The 21,449-nt window shown below is 26.5% G+C and carries 19 protein-coding genes and 1 riboswitch; of the genes, 17 read left to right on the top strand and 2 right to left on the bottom strand.

Features of this window, described 5'->3' with window-relative positions; genetic code table 11:
* Positions 1-7: 7 nt before the first annotated feature.
* The 9 genes from clpX to ACYUEW_RS15120 all read left to right on the top strand — a co-directional run bounded on the left by clpX (position 8) and on the right by ACYUEW_RS15120 (position 9,481).
* Positions 8-1,297 (top strand): ATP-dependent Clp protease ATP-binding subunit ClpX, encoded by a 1,290-nt coding sequence (gene clpX / locus ACYUEW_RS15160; protein ID WP_003483374.1) that lies wholly within the window; start codon positions 8-10, stop codon positions 1,295-1,297.
* 129 nt (positions 1,298-1,426) lie between these two features.
* The gene (lonB, locus tag ACYUEW_RS15155; protein WP_042384248.1) at positions 1,427-3,106 is read left to right on the top strand and encodes an ATP-dependent protease LonB; all 1,680 of its coding nucleotides are present in this window, start codon (positions 1,427-1,429) and stop codon (positions 3,104-3,106) included.
* A gap of 137 nt (positions 3,107-3,243) precedes the next feature.
* Positions 3,244-5,562, top strand: coding sequence for an endopeptidase La (gene lon / locus ACYUEW_RS15150; RefSeq protein ID WP_003483378.1), 2,319 nt, complete (start codon positions 3,244-3,246; stop codon positions 5,560-5,562).
* A gap of 17 nt (positions 5,563-5,579) precedes the next feature.
* The gene (gene yihA, locus ACYUEW_RS15145; RefSeq protein WP_080333660.1) at positions 5,580-6,164 is read left to right on the top strand and encodes a ribosome biogenesis GTP-binding protein YihA/YsxC; all 585 of its coding nucleotides are present in this window, start codon (positions 5,580-5,582) and stop codon (positions 6,162-6,164) included.
* Positions 6,165-6,187: 23 nt separating this feature from the next.
* Positions 6,188-6,913: a CPBP family intramembrane glutamic endopeptidase gene (locus tag ACYUEW_RS15140; RefSeq protein ID WP_003483382.1), complete on the top strand. Its 726-nt coding sequence runs from the start codon at positions 6,188-6,190 to the stop codon at positions 6,911-6,913.
* Between the two features lie 230 nt (positions 6,914-7,143).
* On the top strand, positions 7,144-7,554 hold the full coding sequence (locus ACYUEW_RS15135) for a hypothetical protein (RefSeq protein WP_061328319.1): 411 nt from the start codon (positions 7,144-7,146) through the stop codon (positions 7,552-7,554).
* A 51-nt stretch (positions 7,555-7,605) separates the two neighbouring features.
* Complete coding sequence (locus tag ACYUEW_RS15130; RefSeq protein ID WP_042384252.1) at positions 7,606-7,848, top strand: hypothetical protein; 243 nt, start codon at positions 7,606-7,608, stop codon at positions 7,846-7,848.
* Positions 7,849-7,908: 60 nt separating this feature from the next.
* A complete protein-coding gene (locus tag ACYUEW_RS15125) occupies positions 7,909-8,310 on the top strand; it encodes a hypothetical protein (RefSeq protein ID WP_265204001.1) in 402 nt (133 codons plus the stop codon).
* Between the two features lie 214 nt (positions 8,311-8,524).
* A complete protein-coding gene (locus ACYUEW_RS15120) occupies positions 8,525-9,481 on the top strand; it encodes a helix-turn-helix transcriptional regulator (protein WP_003483387.1) in 957 nt (318 codons plus the stop codon).
* Positions 9,482-9,641: 160 nt separating this feature from the next.
* Here the strand turns inward: ACYUEW_RS15120 and ACYUEW_RS15115 are convergent, their stop codons facing one another.
* Positions 9,642-10,577: a hypothetical protein gene (locus ACYUEW_RS15115; protein WP_265204003.1), complete on the bottom strand. Its 936-nt coding sequence runs from the start codon at positions 10,575-10,577 to the stop codon at positions 9,642-9,644.
* A 100-nt stretch (positions 10,578-10,677) separates the two neighbouring features.
* On the opposite strand from ACYUEW_RS15115, the gene ACYUEW_RS15110 reads away from it, so the two are divergent.
* Complete coding sequence (locus ACYUEW_RS15110; RefSeq protein WP_042384255.1) at positions 10,678-11,913, top strand: ABC transporter substrate-binding protein; 1,236 nt, start codon at positions 10,678-10,680, stop codon at positions 11,911-11,913.
* A 68-nt stretch (positions 11,914-11,981) separates the two neighbouring features.
* On the opposite strand, the gene perR is transcribed toward ACYUEW_RS15110, so the two are convergent.
* Positions 11,982-12,410: a transcriptional regulator PerR gene (gene perR, locus ACYUEW_RS15105; protein ID WP_003490580.1), complete on the bottom strand. Its 429-nt coding sequence runs from the start codon at positions 12,408-12,410 to the stop codon at positions 11,982-11,984.
* A gap of 225 nt (positions 12,411-12,635) precedes the next feature.
* Here perR and ACYUEW_RS15100 point away from each other — a divergent pair, with 225 nt between their 5' ends.
* From ACYUEW_RS15100 to ACYUEW_RS15070, 7 genes are all read left to right on the top strand, one after another.
* The gene (locus ACYUEW_RS15100) at positions 12,636-13,250 is read left to right on the top strand and encodes a hypothetical protein (RefSeq protein ID WP_003483395.1); all 615 of its coding nucleotides are present in this window, start codon (positions 12,636-12,638) and stop codon (positions 13,248-13,250) included.
* 165 nt (positions 13,251-13,415) lie between these two features.
* Complete coding sequence (locus ACYUEW_RS15095; RefSeq protein WP_003483398.1) at positions 13,416-13,985, top strand: 50S ribosomal protein L25; 570 nt, start codon at positions 13,416-13,418, stop codon at positions 13,983-13,985.
* 218 nt (positions 13,986-14,203) lie between these two features.
* Positions 14,204-14,455 (top strand): hypothetical protein, encoded by a 252-nt coding sequence (locus ACYUEW_RS15090; RefSeq protein ID WP_003483400.1) that lies wholly within the window; start codon positions 14,204-14,206, stop codon positions 14,453-14,455.
* Between the two features lie 103 nt (positions 14,456-14,558).
* Positions 14,559-14,649, top strand: a riboswitch (ZMP/ZTP riboswitch).
* 315 nt (positions 14,650-14,964) lie between these two features.
* Positions 14,965-17,193: a formate C-acetyltransferase gene (gene pflB / locus ACYUEW_RS15085; RefSeq protein ID WP_085333945.1), complete on the top strand. Its 2,229-nt coding sequence runs from the start codon at positions 14,965-14,967 to the stop codon at positions 17,191-17,193.
* A 178-nt stretch (positions 17,194-17,371) separates the two neighbouring features.
* Positions 17,372-18,070, top strand: a complete 699-nt coding sequence (gene pflA / locus ACYUEW_RS15080) for a pyruvate formate-lyase-activating protein (protein ID WP_003483404.1) — start codon at positions 17,372-17,374, stop codon at positions 18,068-18,070.
* A gap of 602 nt (positions 18,071-18,672) precedes the next feature.
* Positions 18,673-19,218, top strand: coding sequence for an NADH peroxidase (locus tag ACYUEW_RS15075; protein ID WP_003483406.1), 546 nt, complete (start codon positions 18,673-18,675; stop codon positions 19,216-19,218).
* Positions 19,219-19,415: 197 nt separating this feature from the next.
* The gene (locus ACYUEW_RS15070; RefSeq protein ID WP_003483408.1) at positions 19,416-21,422 is read left to right on the top strand and encodes a methyl-accepting chemotaxis protein; all 2,007 of its coding nucleotides are present in this window, start codon (positions 19,416-19,418) and stop codon (positions 21,420-21,422) included.
* Positions 21,423-21,449: the final 27 nt, after the last annotated feature.

Here is a 21,449-nt window from a genome sequence, read left to right as displayed (position 1 = left end):
TGTAGGAATGTCTAAATTAGATGAAAAAAAACAGTTGAAATGTTCATTCTGTGGCAAAACACAGGATCAAGTAAGACGACTGATAGCAGGCCCAGGGGTATATATATGCGATGAATGCATAGAACTTTGTTCTGAAATAATAAGTGATGAGTTTGAAGATGATATACAAGTGGATTTAACATCATTACCAAAACCTACAGAGATAAAGACTTATCTTGATCAATATGTTATAGGTCAAGAAGATGCTAAAAAATCATTATCTGTGGCTGTGTATAATCATTACAAAAGAATAAATTCAAATACAAATAATGATGATGTAGAACTTCAAAAGAGTAATATTCTTCTTTTAGGACCTACAGGTTCAGGAAAAACATTATTAGCACAAACATTAGCTAAGTTTTTAAATGTACCTTTTGCTATAGCAGATGCTACAACACTTACAGAAGCTGGTTATGTAGGAGAAGATGTAGAAAATATTCTTTTAAAACTTATCCAAAATGCTGATTATGATATAGAAAGAGCAGAAAAAGGAATAGTGTATATAGACGAAATAGATAAAATAGCAAGAAAATCAGAAAATCCTTCTATTACTAGAGATGTATCAGGTGAAGGAGTACAACAAGCATTATTAAAAATTCTTGAGGGTACTGTAGCAGCTGTTCCGCCACAGGGTGGAAGAAAGCATCCACATCAAGAGTTTATACAAATAAATACTACAAATATATTATTTATTTGTGGTGGAGCTTTTGATGGTGTAGATAAGATAATAGAAAGAAGAACAAGAACTAGTTCTTTAGGATTTGGAGCTGAAATTCAATCTAAGAAAGAAAAAGATTTAGGTAAGCTTTTAAAAGATATTATGCCAGGAGACTTATTAAAATTTGGTTTAATACCTGAATTTATTGGAAGATTGCCTATAGTGGTTACTTTAGATAAATTAGATAGAGAAGCTCTAATAAAAATATTAACTGAACCTAAAAATGCTCTTGTAAAACAATATAAGAAATTGTTTGAACTAGATGATGTAGAATTAGAATTTAACCAAGAGGCATTAAAGGGAATTGCTGATGAAGCAATAAATAGAAATACTGGAGCTAGAGGGCTTAGAGCTATAATAGAAGACATGATGAGAGAAATTATGTTTGATATACCATCTCAAGAAAATATAAGTAAGGTAATAGTAAATGAAGATTGTATAAAAACTAGAAAACCAGAGCTTATAGAGGCTGAAGGTGGTAAAAGATTACCTATCAAACCTAAAAAAGGTAAGAAGAGAAAAGATTCTGAAACAGCATAAAAATAACACCAAGATTTTATCTTGGTGTTATTTTTTTATTATTACATGGAACGAATAAGATACTATTTTTGAATATATAAGATGGAAAAAGAACATAATAATAAAAAAAGTATTAAAGGGGTTTTGGATATGACGCAAACATTAATATTAATAGAAATATTTTTTACAGTTATTATGGGATTATATTTTATGAATGCATTAAAGAGTCAAAAATCTAATAAGGTGGTAATTGACAAAGAAAATAAGAAAGAAATAGACACATTAAAAAAGTTGAGAAGCATAAAATTAACAGAACCTTTAACAGAAAAAAGTAGGCCTTCATCTTTTGATGAAATAATAGGTCAAGAAAATGGAATAAAAGCATTAAAAGCTGCTATATGTAGTCCTAATCCACAGCATGTAATAATATATGGACCTCCAGGAACAGGAAAAACAGCAGCAGCTAGATTAATTTTAGAAGATGCAAAGAAAAAAGAATATTCTCCATTTAATCAACAATCTAAATTCATGGAGATAGATGCTACTACAGTGAGATCAGATGAAAGAGGAATAGCAGATCCTTTAATAGGTTCAGTTCATGATCCTATTTATCAAGGAGCAGGAGCATTAGGTCTGGCAGGAGTGCCTCAACCAAAGGCAGGAGCAGTAACTAAGGCTCATGGAGGAATATTATTTATAGACGAAATAGGAGAGCTTCATCCTAGTGAAATGAATAAATTGTTAAAAGTTTTAGAGGACAGAAAAGTTTTTTTAGATAGTGCTTATTATAATTCTTCAGATAATAATATACCAAGTTATATAAAAGATATATTTGAAAACGGTTTGCCAGCGGATTTTAGATTAATAGGGGCTACCACAAGAAGTCCAGAAGAAATAACTCCAGCCTTAAGATCTAGATGTGTAGAAGTATTTTTTAGGGCTTTATTACCAGAAGAAATAAAGAAGATAGCTATGAATGCCATTAAAAAATTAAATTTTACTATAGAAGAAGAGGCTTGTGAATTAATATCTAAATATTGTAATAATGGTAGAGATACTATAAATTTAGTGCAATTATCTGCAGGTTTATCAATAAATAGTAATAGAAATAAGATATTAATACAGGATGTAGAATGGGTTATAGAAAATGGTCAATATTCTCCAAGAATACAAAAGAAGATACCATTAGAACCTAAAGTTGGATATGTAAATGGATTAGCAGTGTATGGAGCTAATATGGGCATGGTTATGGAGATAGAAGCAACCGCTAAGAGAATAAACTTTAGAAAAGGAAATTTATCTATAACTGGGTTAGTTGAAGAGGAAGAAATTAATAGTTCTAATAAAAAAGCAATTAGAAAAAGTACTGCATGGTGTTCTGTCCAAAATGTTATTACTATAATGAAGCAAATATTTGATTTAGAGTGTGATGAATGTGATATACATATAAATTTTCCAGGTGGTATACCTGTAGATGGGCCATCGGCGGGGATAAGTATAGCTACAGCAGTGTATAGTGCTATTACAGGTAAACCTGTAGATAACACCGTAGCTATGACTGGAGAGATATCTATTCATGGGGAAGTAAAACCTGTAGGGGGAGTAAGTTCTAAAGTAGAGGCTGCTATTAAAGCTGGAGCCAAAAAAATTATAATACCTAAGGAAAATTGGCAGGATAAATTTGAAAAATTAGATAAGGTAAAAGTAATACCTGCTTCAAATATAAAAACAGTAATAAAAGAAGCTGTTTGTGTTGGAGAAGAGGATAAATTATTTTTAAATATAGATAAGAGTGTAGAATTTTTATCAGCAGAATCTATGACTAAATAAAATTCATATAGTTAAGTATAATTTTAAAAAAATAATAAATAACCTTATAATAACTATTTGAAAAAAAGTATTTTTATAGGTATAATATATTAGTCTAGCTATATATAAAGCTAAATTTATCAAAGCGAGGGAGATATATGAAAGAAAACTTAGAAGTTCTTCCTTTAATTCCATTGAGAGGAATAATTATATTTCCGTATATGATTTTACATTTTGATGTAGGTAGAGAAAAATCTATTTTAGCTTTAGAAGAAGCTATGGAAAATGAACAAAAAATATTTTTATCTGCTCAAAAAGAGGCTGAAACAGAAGAACCAATTGTAGAAGACATATATGATGTAGGAACTATATGTGAAATAAAACAAATACTAAAATTGCCAGGAGATACAGTTAGAGTTTTAGTGGAAGGAAAAACTAGAGGTAGAATAGTTAATTATTTAGAAGAAGAACCATTTTTAAAAGTGGAGATAGAAGAGATAGAAGATAATCAATATGAAGATGATAAGGAAGTAGATGCTCTTATACGATTAGTAAAAACTAATTTTGATGAGTATATTAAGCTTTCAGGTGATTCATCTTCAGATTTAACTGTAGGAGTAGAAGATTTAGAAGAACCAGGTAAAATAGCAGATGTTATAGGTTCATACATAAATATAAATCAAGAAGAAAAACAAGATCTCATAGGAATTATTGATTCTAAAGAGAGATTAGAAAAAATATTAATCATTATAAATGAAGAGATAGAAATACTAAAAATTGAAAGAAAAATAGGAATTAAAGTAAAGAACAAAATAGATAAAGTACAAAAGGAATATTATTTAAAGGAACAATTAAAGGCTATACAAGAAGAGCTAGGGGAAGAAGAGGAAGATAAAAAAGAAATAAATTTATATAAAGAGAAAATAAATAAAGCAAAACTTCCTAAAGAGGTAAAAGAAAAAGCTATATATGAATTAGATAGGCTAAAAAATTCTGGTAATTTCTCTGCAGAGGGGGGAGTTATTAGGACTTATTTAGACTGGATATTATCATTACCATGGAATAAAGATACTAAAGATAATCTAGATATAAAAAAAGCTAGAGACATATTGGATAAAGAACATTATGGATTAAAGGATGTAAAAGATAGAATAATAGAATATTTAGCAGTAAGAAAAGTTAGTAAAACTCTAAAAGGACCTATATTATGTTTAGTAGGACCACCAGGAGTGGGAAAAACATCTATAGCTAAGTCTATAGCACATTCTTTAAATAGGAATTTTGTAAGAATGTCTTTAGGTGGAGTAAGAGATGAAGCAGAAATAAGAGGCCATAGAAAAACTTATGTAGGAGCAATACCAGGAAGAATAATCTATGGTATGAAGCAAGCAAAATCTAGAAATCCATTATTTTTACTTGATGAAATAGATAAAATGAGTAATGATTTTAGAGGGGATCCAGCAGATGCATTATTAGAGGTATTAGATGCAGAACAAAATGCTACTTTTAGAGATCACTATTTAGAATTAGATTTTGATTTATCTAAAGTGTTGTTTATAACAACTGCAAATACTTTAAGTACAATACCCGGGCCATTGTTAGACAGAATGGAGATTATAGAAGTATCTGGATATACTTCAGAAGAAAAGTTTTATATAGCTAGAAACCATCTTATTCCTAAAAAATTAAAAGAGCATAATATGGAAGATGGGAAAATTACTTTTTCTAACTCCTCTATATATTATATTATAGATAATTATACTCGTGAATCAGGAGTTAGAGGGTTAGAAAGAAAAATATCCTCTATTATAAGAAAGTCTATAACAGAAATGATCGAAAAAAATAAAGATACAACTAACGTTACAGTAAACCATGTTAAGAAATATTTAGGACCAGAGGTATTTTCCTATGAAAAAGCAGATAAAGAGGATAAAGTTGGTGTAGTAACAGGATTAGCTTGGACTGCTTATGGTGGAGATACCCTACCTATAGAAGTTACCGTCATGGAGGGTAATGGCAAATTGCAACTTACAGGAAAATTAGGAGAAGTTATGGTAGAGTCCGCGAAAGCAGGATATAGTTATGTAAGATCAAATGCTAGTGAATATGGAATAGATACTAATTTCTATAAAAATAAGGATATCCATATACATGTACCAGAAGGAGCAGTACCAAAAGATGGTCCTTCAGCGGGAGTAACTATGATAACTGCATTAATTTCTGCTTTAGGTGATAAAAAGGTTAAACATAATGTAGCTATGACAGGAGAAATTACATTGACAGGAAGAGTGCTACCTATTGGTGGATTAAAAGAAAAGTCATTAGCGGCATATAGGGCTGGAATAGATACAATAATAATTCCTAAAGCTAATGAAAAAGATTTAAGAAATATTCCTAAAACTGTAAAAAGTAAAATTGATTTTATTGTAGCTGATAAAATAGAAAAGGTTCTTGATAATGCTTTAATAAAAGAATAATAATGGAGAGATTAAATATGGAAATGGAAATAAAAAAAGCAGAATTTGTAATATCAGCAGTGAAAAAAGCTCAATATCCTGAGGATGGTAGACCAGAGATTGCTTTTGTAGGAAGATCTAATGTAGGTAAGTCTACTCTTATAAATACATTGACTAATAGAAGAAAGCTAGTAAAGGTTAGTTCTACTCCGGGGAAGACCAGATTAATAAATTTTTTCTTAATAAATGAGAATATGTATTTTGTAGATTTACCTGGCTATGGCTATGCTAAAGTTTCAAAAAAAGAAAAAGAAAACTGGGGATATATAATGGAACAGTATCTTGTAGAAAGAGATCAACTAAAAAAAATAGTTTTATTAGTTGATAGTAGGCATAAACCAACCAGTGATGACATAAATATGTATAACTGGATAAAACATTATAATTATGAAGTATTAGTAGTGGGAACTAAACTTGACAAATTAAAAAGAAATGATATAAATAAAAACAAAAAAATTATACGAGATACGTTAAAGATGGACAAAGACGATAAGATTTTGTTAATATCTTCATTAAATAAAGAAGGAAAAGAAGAAGTTCTAGAACAAATATTAGTTTACTAGATTAGATTTAGGGGGAAGATATAATGGAATTAATAAAAAGCATACTTACATTTATAATACTATGGATGCCCCCTATAATATTATTTTTTAGAATAAAGCCAAAGAAAAATAATATATTTATAAGTGTTATTATTTTTATAGTTTATATAATAGGATCTTTATTTACACAAAATCTTTTTCCATTTGTATTAACGCTGATGAATATATTTCAATTAAGAAAACGGCAGGAAATGTCTGAAGAATTACATGAGTTTAGATACAATGATGATTACCATAGGTTTAAATTTAATATATCTAGTTTTTCATTTATAAAGGGTATACAATATGCCCTAATATCCTATTTAGGATATATTCTAATAATGATTATATTTTATATCATTTTTAATTCATTAAAGTTAGATTTAAAAGATCAGGATGTGGTTACCTGGCTTTCTAATATGCCTTTAAATAAATTTTTAATAGTTATACCTGTAACTGTTATATTTGCTCCAGTGGCAGAAGAATTTGTTTTTAGGTGGTATATATTTGAAAAGTTATTAAATAAAAGATTAGGTATAGTATTAGCATCTATTATAAGTAGCATACTTTTTGGGATTGTTCATTTTAATGTAAAAGTATTTCCTGCTCTAGTATTTATAGCTTTATTTAATTGCTATTTAATACATAAAGAAGGGTTTTGGTATGCTGTATTTAATCATTTTGTATTTAATCTTGTTAATACAGCTATGATATTTTTAACTAAGTTATAACATTAAAAATAATATATGTTTATTATAAATTTAATAATATGTTTATTTATTGGATAAAAGCAATAAAATATCTATTTTATGGATATTTTATTGCTTTTATTTTTAAAAATTTTTCAATTATAGTTTTGTGTCAAAAATACATTAGTAGAATACTATATATTAAGAACAAAAGATAATAAAGAAACTAGGTTTAAAAAATAATAAACTAACCTTTGAAGGGGGGATGTAAAGTGGATTTTAATGACATAGCAGGTTTATTAAATGGAGTTACAAATGATAAAGATTGCAAAATTCCAGGCTGTGGACCAGGACTAGGATTTGGTTTTGGCAGTTCGTTTATTTTTATTATAGTGCTTATACTATTGTTCTGTTGCAATGGAAGTGGCTTTGGAGGTTTTGGAAATTTTGGAAACTGTTGTGAATGCGAATGCCGCTGTAGAAGAAGAAGACATAAGAGAAGAGATTGTTGTGATTGCTGTGATGATGATAATTGTTGTTGTGACTGGTCATTTATAATAATCTTAATCTTAATATTATGTTGTTGTTGTAGACAGTCAACATGTACGACAATAAGAGAAGTAAGAGAACCTAGATCATCTGGTAATATAATCAATGTAGATGCTAGGGAAGAAGAATGCTAAGGAAGAAAAATAAAATACAAAAAGCCATAGCCCGGGAAAGGGGGGTTTAGCATGTCAAAAAGATGTAAATGCAAATGCAAATGCAGAAGCAAAAGCAGATGCAGAGAAAGAAGAGGCTCAGGTAATGGGCTAATAATATTAATATTAATATTACTACAATTTGGATGCTGCACAAGAGGTCATGATGACCATCACATAAGCAGAAGAGGGTGCTGTGAAATAGATAATAGTATATTATTTATAATAGTATTATTCTTCTTAAGCTGTTGTGGAGACTTTTCATTGTGCTGCTAATAACTTAAGCAAGGAGGGTTTATTAACCCTCCTTACCATTAATTTAAATGGAGGTATTTAATGTCTAAGCATAAAAAAAAGCATAAACATAAATATGACAATAGAAATGGAAATAACTTAGATATGAATAATATACAAAATATGTTAAATAATATAGATATGAATCAGTTGTCTAATATAATGGCATCATTAAATAAAGGAAATAATAATAGTAATGATGATGATTACGATGATGACTATGATGATGAAAAATATGATAATAATAATGTATTTAATAACATGAATAACAATATGAATAACAATATGAATAATAATATGAATAATATGAACCTTAATCAAATGCAAAATGATTATACATTACAATTTTTAAATATGTTAAGACCTATGGTTAATCCAGATAAGAAAGACCTCGTAGATAAATTAATACAGATATATTATGTCAGTAGATTGATGAAAAAATAAATAGTGCTTTTTATAGAAAGACTTAAAGTTCTTTCTATTTTTTTAGCATAATAATTATAGGAATATAATTATTTAAAAAATTAATCATTATAAATTGTATGTTTATAATAAAATATGTTTATTATATGTAATTAATTTAAAGATATTATTTGGTAAAACTAAAAAATATTATAAATATAACGATATAACTAAAGAATAGAAAAGAGGTGATAATATGTCAAAAATTTCTCATATATTACAATTATTAATTATACTTCAATATAAAGAATTTGTAACAGCTGGGGAACTTTCAGATTTTTTAATGGTGGATAAAAAAACAATATATAGATATATAAATAGTTTAAATTTAGCCAATATACCTATATACGCTAAAAAAGGAAGATATGGAGGTTTTTATATAGATAAAAATTTTTATATGAAAAGTCCTGAGTTAAATGAAAATGAAATAAAAGCATTGTTAATGGCAGGGGAAATTTTAACAGAAGAAAATGGCTTTATTTATGAAAAAGAATATAAAACAGCTTTAGGAAAGATAAAAAATAATTTAAGTAGTAAGGATATAGAATTAGATAATATATATAATTTTAATGATTTTAGGATAAACAGTATAGGAAATAATAAAATTTCACAGGATAAAATATTTAAAATATGTAATTCTATAATGAACAATAAATCTATAAATATAAGTTATTTTAGTATAAATAAGAACGAAATTACTTTTAGAAAAATAGATCCCTATGATATTATGTTTAAATATGGGAAATGGTATATTGTAGGATATTGTCATTTCAATAAATACATAGAAATATTTGATATAAACAGAATTAAAGATATAAAGGATACAAAGGATACTTTTGTTATTTCTAAAAGTTTTTCAATAAATAGTTTTTTAGAAAAATATAAAAGTATATTTATACACAATAAGGTGAAAGTTGAACTAAAGTTTAGTAAAAATAGGGCAGATTTCATAAAAGGGAATAAATGGTATATAAATGAAGAAATAGAGGAACTTGAAAATGGTGAAGTTTTATTTAAAGTATATGTAGAAAATTTACAGGAAATAAAGAGATGGATTTTAGGGTTCGGAAAAGATGTACAGGTTTTAGAGCCTAAAGAATTAAAGTTCCAGCTGATAGAGGAGATATCTGAATTAAATAATATATATAATTAATAAAGTTTTAATAAATTTGAATAATTTTATTTAAATTGGCAATTATATAAATGTAGTTAGGCGAGATAATCTCCCTAATGCATCAAATATATAAAATTTATATATTTGATGCAACAACCCCCCATCCCCCTTGGGACCGTAAAACGGTCCCTTTTTGTTTTTAATTTAAAATAATGGAATAAATCTTAAATCTATAATTATCATCAGGATTATCCACTAACTTTAATAGAACATCTATGTTATAATTTTTTATTAAATTATTGTCTTGTTTTGACATACCTTTAAAATTTAAAGACCATTTTATTTCACTAATTTCTCCATCTCTATTATTTTTTATATCCTTAAAATTGGCATCTTGAAAAGTGTATATGTTATTTTCTTTTACAAGATTGCCTATAACAGATGTGTCTTTGCCACTTATGCTATTTATAAGTATATTTTCAGGTCTATTTTCTTCAGATATAGGAAGACTTTGAATATAATTTATAAATTCTATAATAGTATTGCTTCCCATAAAATCCTCATTAAAGTTATAGTCAAATCTTTGAAGATTGTCTTCCATAAACATAAATGAATCAAAAACTATTTTGCCATTTTTAAGATTGCCAGATATAATTTTGGGAGTTTTATTATTATTATAATCCATTAATCCAATAATATTGTTATTAGATGAATATAGTTTTTTAAATTCATTATTTTGCCATGTAAAAATATATTGTACAGGCATTTTATATTGAGAACATTGTATAAATATTTCAGGAATTTTATCTCTGGAAATATCTTCAAAATTAATACTAATAGGCCAAAATTTATTATGATCTCCTATAAATTTTTTGTTTTCATTGTTTTTTAATGTGTAGTTTTTATTTTGAGATTTTATAGTTATAGAATATTTGTTATCTTTACTAGTAATATTTATACTATCCTCATTTCCATCACCAGTTAAATCTTTTCTTATAGTTTTATTGGATTTTAGTAAGTTAAAAGCAGAAGTATTTTTATACTTAATAGTGGTTAATAAAGTTATTAAGATTAAGCTTAAAAGCAAGAAATAATAAATAGATTTTCTTTTTAGGAAAAATACCCTCATTTTCATATAATTCACCTCTAATTAATTATATGAAGCTATTATATATTTAATTAATTTGTACAAAATAAAAATAGAAGAATATACTTCCGATGGAGGTGAAGTGTTGTTGAAATTTAAAAAAATAATATGTTTCATTCTTATATTAATATTGCCAATAACTTTTGTTTCTTGTAAAAAAGAAAATAAAACCAATAATAAAGAGTTAAATATGTATATAGATATTAAAGATGAAAATTCTTTAAATATATTAAAAATTATTATGGAAGAATATAAAAAATCTAATGAAGATGTAAAAATAAATATAAATAATGCATTAGGTAGTAATGTGGAAGAAGAATTAAAAAAGGAAAAATCTCCTGACTTAATATTTGTATCAAGAAATGAAATGATAAAGCTATCCCAAAAGGGTCTTTTGGATAACATGGAAACAAGTTATGAAAAAAATGATATTACTAAAGATTATTATAATGTTTTTAATAGCTATGGTAGATTTAAAGATAAATATTATGGATTACCTATTATACCTTATACTATAGAAGTTTTATATAACACTGAGGCTTTAGATAAACTAAAAATAGAGGAACCTAAAAATATAAATGATATAAAAAATGTTATGAAAAAGTTAAAAACTTCATCAACTAAAGTACCTGTTATGTTAACAAATGATTTAGATATAAATTCAGTTATGTTTTCAATAATATCAAATAATATAACAAATTCTATGGAATTAGAAAATATTTATAATAAAGAAAAGAAAGAATACCAGAATTTAAAAAATATGCAGGAACCTTTCAATATTATAAATAATATGGTTAAAGATAATACCTTAGATGAGAATTCTTTTGAGGAAGGCAAGGAAGTTACATTAGAAAAATTTAATAATGGAGATATTCCCATTATAGTAAGTACTTCTTATTATAATAATCAAATAAAAAATCCTAATATAAAATCTGTTAAACAATTGTATAATGTAGATAAATTAAATAACACAGAACCTGTAATTATAAATTCTATAATGTGTTTGCCATTAAAAGCTAAAAATTCAGAGGAAGCAAATAATTTTATAGATTTTACTTTTAGTGAAGAAACTCAAAAATATTTATTGAAAAAGGGTTTTGTAACAGGAAATAAGAAAATTAATAAAGAAAAAGAAGGAGAGCTTACTAAACTGAATAAAACTACTGTAGAGAAATTAAGTAATTTAAATGAAAATAGTATATTGATATTATATAATTTACCAAATACTTTTAAGTCTAGCATTTCAGCTTCTATTGATAAGATATTAAACAATGAGTATACAGGAAAAGAGTGGAATAAAATTGTAGAAGATAATTTAAAATAAAATATTACTAATTAAAGTAGCAATATAATAAGCACTTAAATTAGATAAATTTAAGTGCTTATTAATTACTAATTTTCTGAATCTGATTTATTGCTGCAACATTCACATATACCATAAAAGTAAACACGATTATACAAAACGTTATATTTTGTGAAATTTTTTATTTCATCATTTAAGTTTGAAAAAGATACTTCTTCTATATCATCTACTCTTCCACAGTTAACACATTGTATATGTGGATGTGAATGAGTATTGGCATCGTATCTAAAATTACCTTCACCTACATTTAACTCTTTAACTAAATTTACTTCTACTAAGGTTTTTAAAGCTTTATAAACTGTAGCTAAACTCATAGTAGGATAGTCTGGTTGTAAAGCTTTATATATAGTTTCAGCGGAAGGATGTTCTTTAGTAGATTTAAGATACTTGTAGACAGCTATACGCTGAGGTGTTAATTTTAGATTTTTTTCTCTGAAAATACTTGCGATTGTATCCATATTCACCATCCTTTACTCTAAATATAATTAATTATATAATAAAAAAAATTATTTGTCAAAAATGATTATTGTCAAATAAACATTACAATTAATCAAATTATACATTAAGATGACATAACAACAGTTTATCATAGTTATTAACGTAATATTAACATTTTTATAAAAATATAATTATTTCAATTAATAATTTTCAGATTGAAAATTTAATAGAAAGGATGTATTGTTATGCCTAAAGCTTTAATAGGAACTGCTATTTCAGCTACAGCTATAATAATAGGGTCTATAATAGGTGGAATATGGAGTTCTTGCATTAATAGAAAAACTATTACTAAGAATGAAGAAATACAAAAGCATATATTAGAAGAACATAAAAAAATAGATAAAATATATTATAAAGATAAATTTAAGGAAAGTGGAAGAACTGTAAGGCTAGATATATGTACAGCAATTTTTGAGGGAATAAGAACTATAAAAAAGATTAAACAAAATAAAGAAGAGTATTATCCTGTTTGTATTTCTATAAATAGAAACTATTATAAAGATATAGCTGTATTAACTAAAAAATTTACTTTAAGAGAAATAAGCTATATAAATCAATTATATGGAATAATAGATAAAATAAATTATGATGTAAAAAAAATAGATTATAGTAATAAAAATAGTTGGCTTAATATATTGATGGATTATGAAATATTATTAAAAAAAGTATATGGTAGTAATTATAAAAAAATATTAGAGATAGACATAGAAAAATGTAATTATGATAACTTAATAGATAATAATATAATAAAGGAAGGATATAGAGAAGTTCTTATAAAACTGAATGATATTATAGAATAACTATATACATTATAAATGAAGTGTTACTAATATATGAATAAACAGTAAATGTTTGGGAGTTTATATTGAAGTAATTTAAATGTAAATTATACTTATATATAACGATTATAATCTAACAAAAATATAATTACTATGATTTTTGCAATGGGATAGGAGGAGTTTTATATGAGTAATACTTCAATGACTGCTATAATAAGAGAAAAAAGTGGTAAAAAATGCAGAAAAGAAGGATTTGCACCAGGAATAATTTATGGAGCAGAAATGAAAGAAGCTATAAAGGTTAAATTTGAAGTCCCTAGCCTTTTAAGATATTTAAATAAAGCTGGTATCAATTCAAGATTATGGCTTAATATTGGAGATAAAAAAGAGTATGTATTAATTAAGGAAATACAAAAGGAACCAACAACAGGTGAAATACTTAATATAGATATGCAAGCTGTTTCACATGATGAAGTTATAAAAAATAGTATACCAGTAAAATTTGAAGGAAAAGAACAATTAGAACATAAAGGATTTTTACTAGAGGAATTTACTCCATATATAGAGGTAGCTGGGAAAGTAGGGATACTTCCAGAAATAATAGTAGTAAATGTTGGAGAAAATCAGCCAGGAGATAATATAAAAGTATCAGATATAAAATTAGATGAAGATATAAAATTATATACAGATCCAGAAGAATTACTAGCTACAGTATCTTATAATGGAAAAGGTACAGCTGAAGAAACAGTAAGTTAAAATATAAGAAGTTTTAAAGATTAGGTTTTCTAATTTATTTTATGAGATTTATATAGATTTGCTTTTACTTCTCGTAAATAAAATTAGAGAACCTAATTTTATTTTTTTTAGTTTATATATAAAATAAGTTTAGAAGTATTTATTAGATAAGTTAACATTTCTATAAATATACAAATTTATTTTACAAAGTTTAAAATATTTAGAAAGAAGGAAAGTTTATGAAGTATAAAATAGGGCAAGAGATAGAATTTACAAATAGTTTTGTGGTGGAACTACGCAAAGGTGGGGCAGTTAAAGTTGCTCCAGGTGATAAGGCTATGATAGTAAGAAAAATAGATGATAATACAGGAGAGATTGTATACACTAAAGGTAATGCTAAGGGATTAAGTCAAAACATACAGATAGAAGTTGATGAAGCTTTAAATGAGGAAGAGTTAGCAAAAAAAATATTAGAGGGGATATATAAATAAGATATATAATGTGTAATAAATTTCATAAAAAGGGATAGTATGAATAAAATTATTTTATATTGACAGAATGTTCGTAATGATATAAAATAAAATTAAATTTTAGAATAAATCATATGACTGGCGGAGGTGGATTTAACCACAGGGAGTATGATTTAGAAATTTAAGTTAGAATGTCGACCGCCTGGGCAACAAAAAGTCCAGGGGGTTTTTTTATCTTTAAAATACAAATATAAGGATTGAGGAGGGGGATTATGTTTTTTAGTTCATGGGGAAATTTTAATAAAGGTTTATGGAAAAAAATATAGACATAATGCAAGGATATGTATAAAATAGAGAGAAAGATTTGTAATTGACAAAGATTATCAAATGATATAAAATGAAATTAATTAAAAAAGCATAGAGCTGATAGATGTAGAATTTGATTTATAAATTAAAGTTAATACCTGAATCTCTTAGGTAATATAGGCTCTAAGCGGTTTTTAAATATATTAAGTTTTAGGAGGTTTACTATGTTTTATGATTCATGGGAAAAATTTAATGAAGGTTTATGGGAAAATAATATAAATGTAAGAGAGTTTATACAAGATAATTATACTCCTTATTATGGAGATCATACTTTTTTAAAAGATCCTACTAAAAAAACAAAAGATCTTTGGGAACAATGCGAAACATTAATAGCGGAAGAAATAAAAAAAGGAATATTAGGTGTAGATCTAGATAATATTTCTGCTATAAATGCTTTTAATGCAGGATATATAGACAAGGAAAATGAAACCATAGTAGGTCTTCAAACAGATAAACCACTAAAAAGAATTATAAATCCTTTTGGTGGTATAAGAATGGTAAAACAAGCTTTAGAAGCCTATGATTATAAGTTAAAACCAGAAATAAAAGACATATTTACTAAATATAGAAAAACTCATAATGATGGTGTTTTCGATGCTTATACTGAAGAGATGAGAAAAGCTAGAAGTGCAGGATTATTAACAGGACTTCCAGATGCCTATGGAAGAGGAAGAATAATAGGTGATTATAGAAGAATACCATTATATGGAGTAGATTATTTAATAAAAAATAAAGAAGAAGATTTAAAAGCTGTTAAAGGGGAAATGAATGAAACTACTATAAGAAAAAGAGAAGAGATAAGCGAGCAAATAAGAGCTTTAATAGCTATGAAAGAAATGGCACTAAAATATGGAATAGATATAAGCAAACCAGCTAAAAATGCAGAAGAAGCAGTGCAATTTTTATATTTTGGCTATTTAGCAGGAGTTAAAGAAAATAATGGGGCTGCTATGTCTTTAGGAAGAGTAAGTTCATTTATAGATATATATATAGAAAGAGATTTAAACCAGGGAATATTAACAGAAGAAAAAGCACAAGAAATTATAGATCAATTTGTTATAAAACTAAGATTAGTAAGACATCTTAGAACACCAGAGTATAATGATCTTTTTGCGGGAGACCCTAATTGGATTACAGAAGCTATAGGAGGAATGGGGTTAAATGGTGAAACTTTAGTCACTAAAACATCCTATAGATTTTTAAATACTTTAAATAATTTAGGACCGGCACCAGAGCCTAATATGACAGTATTATGGTCACAAAACTTACCAGAAAACTTTAAAAAATTTTGTGCGGATATGTCTATAAAGACGGATTCTATTCAATATGAAAATGATGATTTAATGAGATATATATATGGAGATGATTATGGTATAGCTTGTTGTGTATCTGCTATGACTTTAGGAAAACAGATGCAATTTTTTGGTGCAAGGTGCAATTTGGCTAAAGCTTTATTGTATTCTATAAATGGTGGAGTAGATGAAAAGAAAAATATTAAAGTAATAGATAATATAGATGCAATAGAAGATTCCGTATTAGACTATGAAAAAGTTAAGGAAAATTATTTCAAAGTATTAGAATATATAGCAGATTTGTATGTAAATACTATGAATATAATACATTATATGCATGATAAATATGCTTATGAAGCTGGACTTATGGCACTTCATGATACAGAAGTAGAAAGACTTATGGCCTTTGGGGTAGCTGGATTGTCTGTTGTAGCGGATTCATTAAGTGCTATAAAATATGCAAAAGTGAAACCAGTAAGAGAAAATGGTATTGCTGTAGATTTTGAAATAGAAGGGGATTTCCCTAAGTACGGTAATGATGATGATAGAGTTGATGAAATAGCAGTGGAGATAGTTAATAAATTTATTAATGAATTAAAGAAAAATAAAACTTATAGAGATGCAAAACATACACTTTCAGTTTTAACAATAACTTCTAATGTGGTGTATGGCAAGAAAACAGGTTCAACACCAGATGGAAGAAAAGCAGGAGAAGCCTTTGCTCCAGGAGCCAACCCTATGCATGGAAGAGATAAAAATGGTGCTTTAGCATCATTAAATTCTGTAGCTAAAATACCTTACAAAAATATTTGTGAAGATGGAGTATCAAATACATTTTCTATAGTTCCAGATGCATTGGGTAAAAGTGAAGAAGAAAGAATAAATAATTTAGTATCTATATTAGATGGATATTTTGTACAAAATGCTCATCACTTAAATGTTAATGTGTTAAATAGAGAGTTATTGATAGATGCAATGGAACATCCAGAAAAATATCCATCGCTTACTATAAGAGTATCAGGCTATGCAGTTCATTTTAATAGATTGACTAAAGCACAACAATTAGAAGTTATAAGCAGAACTTTCCATAAGGATATGTAAATTATTTTTGTATTATGGATATTAGGACTATTATTACCAGTCTTTTTAGGAGATATATATTTATAGGGTGTTATACTGTATATAAGGGATACTATAGCCCTAGATAAGTTTTTAATACTCAGGTGGAGAGCAATGTTCTTCATCTGAGTATTATAATTACTTCATAAGGAGATTTAATATGGGTAAAATTCATTCAATAGAAACTATGGGACTTGTAGATGGTCCAGGTATTAGAGTAGTAGTATTTTTTCAAGGCTGTCAATTAAGATGTATTTATTGTCATAATCCAGACACATGGGACTTAAATGCGGGTATAGAGATTAGTAGTGATGAAATATTAAAAAAAGTATTAAGATATAAGCCATATTTTAAGCAAGTTGGAGGAATAACTTGTTCAGGAGGAGAACCTTTAATGCAACCTGAATTTCTTTTAGAAATTTTAAAAAAATCTAAAAATCAAGGTATTCATACAGCACTAGATACATCAGGAGTAGGAAAAGGAAATTATGAAGAAATACTTCAATATGTAGATTTAGTTATATTAGATATTAAGCATATAGAGGAAGAAAAATATATTAATATCTGTGGGAAAGGAATGGAAGAATTCAATAAATTTAAGCATGTTCTAAATAAACTTAATAAAAAATTATGGATAAGACATGTAGTTGTTCCAGGAATAAATGATACTGTAGAACATATATATAAATTTAAAGATTATATAAATACTTTTAACAACATAGAAAAGATTGAACTATTACCCTATCACACATTAGGTGTAAATAAATATGAAAATATGGGAATAGAATATAAACTTAAAAATGTAAGTCCTTTGAGTAAAGATAAGCTTGAAGAATTAAAGAAAATTATTTCAATATAAAAATTATATTTAAATGATTATATTAAAATATAGTAAATGCTTATAAATTTATAAAAATTTAGAGCTTCTTATTTGTTTTTTTTATATATTATATAAAATTATTATTAAGACAGACTTAGTTTTATTTTATAATAATATATTTTAATGAAAAACAAATTAGAAGCTCTTATTAATTTGAAAATTATATATAACAACAAAATGTTCATATAACTAGATTTAAATTCAATATATATTAACCAATAGATTCCTGGAGGCATTCCTCAATAACATCTTCTGTAATTTCAAATTCCTCTTCTCTAGTCATAATATTTCCCCCTAACTACTATTAATACATTAATATATTCTAATAGTTAAAATTTGTTACAAAATATAAAAAGTATTTTAATATGATAATATTTTTTACTTAGTTAGATTAAAAGCTTATAATAGAATTAGTTTTAAAAATTTAGTAATTTTAAAATTGCAGGAATTTATTACATATTTAAAATAAATTTTAGAAAAAGGGTTGATTATTTGTAATTACTATTATATAATAATAATTGTTAACAAGGAAAAAATTAATTAAATAAATTTAAATAAATTTATAGTAGGAGGATGTTAATATGAAAAAATTTATATGTTCAATATGTGGTTATGTTTTTGAAGGAGAGGAAGCACCAGAAAAATGCCCTCAATGTAATGCGCCAAAGGATAAATTTGTAGAAAAGGTAGAAGGAGAAATGGCTTGGGCTGATGAACACAGAATAGGTGTAGCAAAGGATGTAGATCCAGAAGTTATGGAAGGATTAAGAGCTAACTTTATGGGCGAATGTACAGAAGTAGGAATGTATTTAGCTATGAGTCGTCAAGCAGATAGAGAAGGATTTCCAGAAGTTGCAGAGGCATATAAAAGAATAGCTTTTGAAGAAGCAGAACATGCTGCTAAATTTGCTGAATTATTAGGAGAAGTTGTTACAGATAGTACAAAGAAAAACTTAGAAATGAGAGTAGAAGCAGAACATGGTGCCTGTCAAGGGAAAAAGGATTTAGCAACATTAGCTAAAAAATTAAACTATGATGCTATTCATGATACAGTACACGAAATGTGTAAAGATGAAGCTAGACATGGATCAGCATTTAGAGGATTATTAAATAGATATTTTAAATAAAATCTAAATATAATTATAAAAGAGTTACTATTGATTTAGTAGCTTTTTTATTTTTTGTTTTTAGAATTTTGATGAATTAATGGTAAATATAAAAAAATAAAGATAAAAATGTAATTTATGTATTAATTTTTGTAGAATTTAAACGATAACATAAATATTATTATTATTATTTTAACAAAGTTGGGGGAGAAATATATATGAAAAGTATAAAGTCTAAGATAGTAACAATTATAGCTATAGTTTGTGTAGTAAGTGTAGCTTTATGTTCTTCTATAAGCTACTATTTTTCTTATAAAGCTATAATGGCAGAATCTACAAATAAAGTAAGCATGGCATCCCAAAAATATTCAGAAATGATAAATGGATGGCTTTTAACTAAAGCTAAATTAATGGATTCAATGGCGGTAGATTTTCAATATAATAATAAATATGATCAAAAATATATATATAGCTATTTTCAAAGTCAATTAAAGGATAATAAAGACGTTATAGGCATGTATGTTGGATTTGAGGATAAAAAATTTATATCCGGTAATGGATGGATACCAACTAAAGATTATGATTGTAGACAAAGAGATTGGTATAAAGAAGCTGTTAAAAAAGATGGAATAATATATTCGGCCCCATATATAGATAAGAAATTTAATAGTATGGTAATAACTGTAGCTAAACCCATTAGAAAAGATGGAAAGATAATAGGCGTTGTAGGTATGGATGTAGTTGTAGATTACCTTAAAACTCTAGTACAAAAAGCAACACCAGTAAAAAATAGTTATGGTTTTTTATTAGATAGTAATAATGACTTTATTGTTCATCCTAATAAAGAATTTCAACCTAAAGATGAAAAAGTGATTAATGTAAGCAAAATTATGGATGGAAAATTAAAAGATTTAGCACAGTTAGATTCTAGCAATAATAAAGTTTTAAAGTCAAAAGACTATGATAATAAAGAAAAAATATTTACAAGAAGTAAGATACCATCATCAAATTGGTCAGTAGGATTTTCAGTACCTGTAGAAGAGTTTAAAAAACCTTTAAATAATATTATTATAGGCTTTCTATCAGTTATAGCGATATCCTTAGTGGCAGCAGTAATTTTTGCCCTATATGCAGGTAAAAAAATATCTGATCCTATTTTAAAGATAACAGAGTTAGTAAATGAAACAAAAGATCTAGATTTAACTAGCAGGAACAACTATGAAACTATAGCTTTATATAAAGATGAAACAGGAGTAATAGGTAGGGCAGTTATAGATTTAAGAGAAGAATTAAAAAATATTGTAGAAGAACTAAAAAAATCATCAAAGGATGTATTAAAATATTCAGAAATAGTAAATGGAGCTACGGATGAAACAGTTCAATCTATAGAAGCAATATCAACAACAGTAGATGAACTAGCAAAGGGATCTGTAGATCAGGCTAAAGATGCACAAAATGGGTCAGAAAAATTGTTTAGTTTAGCAGAAGAAATTAAAATAACACATAATAGTACGAATTTAGTCAAAACATATTCTTTGGAAACTAAAGAAAATAGTGAAAATGGCATATTATCTATGGAAGAAACTATAGATAAATTTAAAGAGAATAATAGGGTGAATAAAGAATTAGGCAAAAATGTAGAGATGTTATCTAGTAAGTCAGGATCTATAGGAGAAATAATAAATTCCATACAGTCTATTGCAGAACAAACAAATTTATTAGCTTTAAATGCGGCTATAGAAGCAGCTAGAGCAGGGGAAGCAGGGAAAGGCTTTGCCGTTGTGGCTGAAGAAATAAGAAAATTAGCAGAACAAACATCTATTTCAACTAAAGAAATAGAAAATATAGTAAGGGAAATACAATTTGAAATAGATAATACAAAAAATAATATGGATTTATCAGAGAAAGTTGTGGGAGAAGTAAATGATGCTATGAAAATATCAAAGAAATCCTTTGATATCATAACAAAATCTATAGTAGATATAATAAATCAAATAGAAATTTTAGTAGAAAATGTTAATAAGGTAGATTCAGATAAGGAAGAAGTATTAACTGCAATACAAGGAATATCTGCTATAGCTGAAGAATCAGCGGCTTCTACAGAAGAAGTATCAGCTTCCGTTGAAGAACAAACAGCGTCTATGGAAAGTATTTCACAAACAGCTAAAGATTTAAAAGAAATAACAAGTACATTGGATGAATTAGTTAACAAATTTGAAATTTAGAAATAGAAGTAATTCAAATTTTAATAA

This window comes from Clostridium sp. CTA-1, assembly GCF_054768215.1.
This window is presented reverse-complemented; position numbering and strand designations above follow the sequence as displayed.